The sequence below is a fragment of the Kiritimatiellales bacterium genome, from assembly GCA_041656295.1.
Taxonomy (GTDB): Bacteria; Verrucomicrobiota; Kiritimatiellia; order Kiritimatiellales; family Tichowtungiaceae; genus Tichowtungia.
Genome location: JBBADV010000042.1, coordinates 1 through 4,249, shown reverse-complemented (window position 1 = coordinate 4,249; position 4,249 = coordinate 1). Strand labels below are relative to the sequence as shown.

At 45.5% G+C, this 4,249-nt stretch carries 4 protein-coding genes and 1 tRNA gene; all 5 read left to right on the top strand.

Going from position 1 to position 4,249, the window contains the following annotated elements:
• The first annotated feature begins 408 nt into the window (after positions 1-408).
• Positions 409-1,284 carry a site-specific DNA-methyltransferase gene (locus WC959_12850; protein MFA5690003.1) on the top strand — a complete coding sequence of 292 codons (876 nt, stop codon included), beginning with the start codon at positions 409-411 and terminating at the stop codon, positions 1,282-1,284.
• Positions 1,253-1,975 carry a PmeII family type II restriction endonuclease gene (locus WC959_12845; GenBank protein ID MFA5690002.1) on the top strand — a complete coding sequence of 241 codons (723 nt, stop codon included), beginning with the start codon at positions 1,253-1,255 and terminating at the stop codon, positions 1,973-1,975. The genes WC959_12850 and WC959_12845 overlap by 32 nt, the downstream gene beginning before the upstream one ends.
• A gap of 1 nt (position 1,976) precedes the next feature.
• A complete protein-coding gene (gene gatB, locus WC959_12840; protein ID MFA5690001.1) occupies positions 1,977-3,401 on the top strand; it encodes an Asp-tRNA(Asn)/Glu-tRNA(Gln) amidotransferase subunit GatB in 1,425 nt (474 codons plus the stop codon).
• A gap of 133 nt (positions 3,402-3,534) precedes the next feature.
• A tRNA-Met gene (locus WC959_12835) sits at positions 3,535-3,611 on the top strand.
• A 321-nt stretch (positions 3,612-3,932) separates the two neighbouring features.
• A partial coding sequence (locus tag WC959_12830) for a hypothetical protein (GenBank protein ID MFA5690000.1) occupies positions 3,933-4,249 on the top strand: 317 nt, incomplete at its 3' end.

Below are 4,249 nucleotides of genomic sequence, written 5' to 3'. Positions count from 1 at the left end.
CACCGTACGAGCGGTTGAATGCCAGCGGCATCCTCACCCCGGAAAAGGCCAACGCGCTGAAAGAGAAGTATAACACACTGGACCCGTTCGATCTCAACCGGCGGATCGAAAAGCAATTACGCCGCATGGAAGAACTGAAAAAACAGGCCGGGAAAACCGCCGCTTGACAAACCATAACGAAAGAACTACCCCATGCCCGTCAACGATCAAAAATCAGCACCCCTTCGGTGTCTTTTTTATATGAGGCAATACGTATCCGAATTGACAGGGGTAGATTGTAAAAGTAAGTGTCCGTCCAAAAGTTTTTCATTCGCTGTACGGTACGTTTTGTTCCCGATGATTTGTTTTTAAAAGCGCAGGTGCCGCTTGAATTGAAGGTGAAAATGTGGATACTGATTACTTTTGACAATGAGAAGTATTGAAATAGAATTTATTTGTGGTGATTGTCAGGTTGAATTGGAAAATTATCCGGATAGTTTTTTTGATCTGATTGTAACATCTCCGCCGTATGCGGATAGCCGCAGTCATACTTATGGCGGCGTGTCGCCAGAAAAATATGTCGAATGGTTTATTCCCCGCAGCAAACAGTTCTTGCGCGTTTTAAAACCAACAGGAACGTTTATTCTCAATATAAAAGAACGGGTTTTAAAAGGAGAACGCAGTACATATGTGCTGGAATTGATTCTCGCGTTGCGGCAACAAGGCTGGTTTTGGACTGAAGAATTTATCTGGCATAAAAAAAACTGCCATCCCGGTAAGTGGCCGAACCGGTTTCGTGATGCATGGGAGCGTTGTCTCCAATTTAATAAATCCCGTGAATTCAAAATGAATCAGGATAACGTAATGGTTCCAATGGGTGATTGGGCAAAGAGTCGCCTTAAACATCTAGGAAAAAATGACGTTATCCGGTACGATTCACAGGTTAGTAGTGGTTTCGGTAAAAACATTGCGAATTGGGTTGGGAGAGAGAAAGCGTACCCAAGTAATGTACTTCACATGGCAACAGAAACCGGAAACCGGATTCACAGCGCAACCTTCCCGCGTGCATTACCGGAATGGTTTATCAAATTGTTTACAGACGAAAATGACTGGGTACTTGATCCGTTTGCCGGATCGGGAACAACTGCAGAAGCGGCGCAAATTTTGATGCGGAATTCTGTTGGGATCGAAATTCTTCCGGAATACATTGAAATTGCAAAAAAGCGGGTTTGTGTACCGGAAATGCTTTTGTGTGAGAAAGGGGCCGCCGAGTATGGGAAAAATATCGAAAAAAGAGCTAAGTGATTTTATTGCTCCAAATATCGATCAATTCCGAAAGAAACTGCTGGAAAATTTGCTTTCCTTAAAATTGGATAAGCTTCTTAAGCGGAAAAATCCATATTTGTTTAAAGCGAAAGCTGTTGATACTGCTCAGGACATTGTTAAATCTGTTTTAGATGCACACCTGTCTTCGCAGGAAGAGGGTATTTTCGGTGGTTTTCTTGAAGAGTTGGCTATTTTTGTCTGCGGTAAAGTTTATAATGGAAGAAAATCATCTGCTGAAGGGATAGATTTAGAATTTGATGCCGATTCTGTGCATTACATTATTTCGATTAAATCCGGCCCTAATTGGGGAAACAGCAGTCAGACAAAAAAATTAAAGGATAATTTTAGAAAAGCGAAACGAATTCTTGGAGCAAAAATTCATGTTGTAGCAATTAACGGATGTTGTTACGGCAAAGATGCCCGCCCGAACAAAGGCGATTATTTAAAATTATGCGGACAGCAATTCTGGCGACTTATTTCCGGTGATGAACATTTTTATTTAGATATTATTGAGCCTCTCGGTGTTCACGCGAAGTCAAAAAACGAACAGTTCAAAGAAGAATATTCCAAAGTTATTAACCGATTTACAGTTGAGTTTGCGAAGCAATATTGTGACAAGAACGGTGCAATTTTATGGGAGGCGCTCGTAAAATTTAATTCCGGGAAGTAGTATGAAATACGAAGCATGTATCGGCCTTGAAACTCATGTGATGCAGAAAACGGTGACGAAGATGTTCTGCGGCTGCCGGAATGAATACGGTGCAGAACCAAATACGAATATCTGTCCGGTGTGTTTCGGCTATCCCGGTGCGCTGCCGGTGCTGAATGCGAAAGCGATTGAACTCTGCTGCAAGACCGGACTGATGCTCGGCTGCAAAATTAATCCGCATTCTAAATGGGACAGGAAAAATTATTTTTATCCGGACATGTCCAAAAACTATCAGATTTCGCAGGCCGACGAACCGCTCTGTCTTGGCGGACAAATCACGGCGGATGTGAACGGTAAGTTGAAAACATTCGAGATCGAGCGGATTCATCAGGAGGAGAATGCAGCGAAAAACACACACGTTGCCGGCGCAAGCCTGATTGATTTTAACCGTGCCGGAACGGCGCTAATGGAAATTGTATCGCGCCCCTGCATGCATTCCGCCGATGATGTGCTCGCGTACCTGAACACCTTGAAGCTGATCATGCAGTACGGGGAAATTTCGGATTGCGACCTCGAAAAAGGACATATGCGCAGCGATGTAAACATCAGCATCCGTCCGGCAGGCTCTGAAAAACTCGGAGCGAAAGTTGAAATTAAAAACATGAATTCGTTCGGTTTTATTGCCGAAGCGATCAACTATGAAATTGGGCGGCAGATTGATGTGCTGGAAAGCGGCGGAAGCGTAGTGCAAGAAACGCGCGGGTATGATTCTGATCGCGGCGAAACATTTTCACAGCGCACTAAAGAAAATGCTCACGATTACCGGTATTTCCCTGAACCGGATCTGCTGCCGGTGGAAATTTCTGCAGAACAAATTGCCCAGTGGAAAGCCGGACTGCCGGAACTGCCGGCACAGCGCCGTGAACGTTATATAAATGAACTCGGACTGCCGGAATACGATGCAAAAGTGCTCACTGCTGAAAAAGCAGTGTCCGATTTCTTCGATGACACCTGCGCGCTGACGAAACACTATAAATTCGTTTCAAACTATCTCATGGGAAAAGCGGCCAGCCTCGCCGCCGAAAAAAACACCGGTGTTACGGAAAGTAAACTGATTCCGGCGGCACTTGCGCAAGTCGCCGATCTTGCCGCCGGCGGAACCGTCAGTTCCAGCGCCGCGAACGAACTGATTGAAATTCTCTTTGTTGACGGCGGAGACCCGCAAGCGATTGTTGCAGCTAAAGGAATGGCGCAGATCAATGATGACTATGCACTCGACCAGTGGGCTGATGAAGCAATCGCCGGAAATCCAAAAGCGGTTGCCGACTATAAAGCTGGAAATCCGGCGTCCATCAACGCACTCATGGGCCATGTTATGAAACAGAGCCAAGGCAAAGCCAATCCGCCGGCAGTGATTGCGCTGTTCAAGAAAAAGTTAGATGCCTGATTAAAACTTATTCTGCAGCAATAAAATACCGTACCGTCTCAGCTAAATCTTCCCTGCAACAGCACCGGAAAAATTAATTTAAGATTCCGCTTGAGCTGAATCTTAAAATCATCATACTGTCTGCTTCATTAATTGCGGGGTGGAGCAGTCTGGTAGCTCGTCAGGCTCATAACCTGAAGGCCCTGGGTTCAAATCCCAGCCCCGCTACCAACTTCTCATCTCCTTTACTGCGCCCCCGCCAATTTCTCAATCCGAAAATAAATGCATCCACCGGGGAAAAGTCTCATTGTCTCGCTCGATCCTCAGTGATGAATGCATCGCTTTCGGTAATCGGGTCACATCCCGATGACTGATATATCAGGAAACCTTCAGCATTAGCACCGGTAAAGCTTCAAAAAAATAATATGTCTAAAAAAGAGTACCATTTATGGCTAGTTTTTCATATTGGCTCTTTTTTGCCGGAATTTAATAATCATAACATAATTCAGGCGGTAGTGTACACGGTACGGGCTTAAAATCCAAAGGAGAAGAATGAAGAAAGTTATCACAGGATTCATTGCGGGAGTACTAGTTACAACAGGAGCGTTCGCGGATGTCGTCTTCAAGGGCGGCTATATTCACGACCCAGCCAGCTGGGAAGGCGGATTGCCAACCGGCGGCACAATGGGATGGATTGGAGTCAACGCGACGATACAGAGCGCTTCACGATTCGTGGGCTGGACCGTAACCCAAACAAATGGTAACGCGACAATCGGTTCGAATCATGTGCTTTTGAATGGCAACGCCGTATGGTATCTGCAAGGCGGCCTGCTGAGCAGCGGGAGCGGTGACATTAGCATCGGATATAC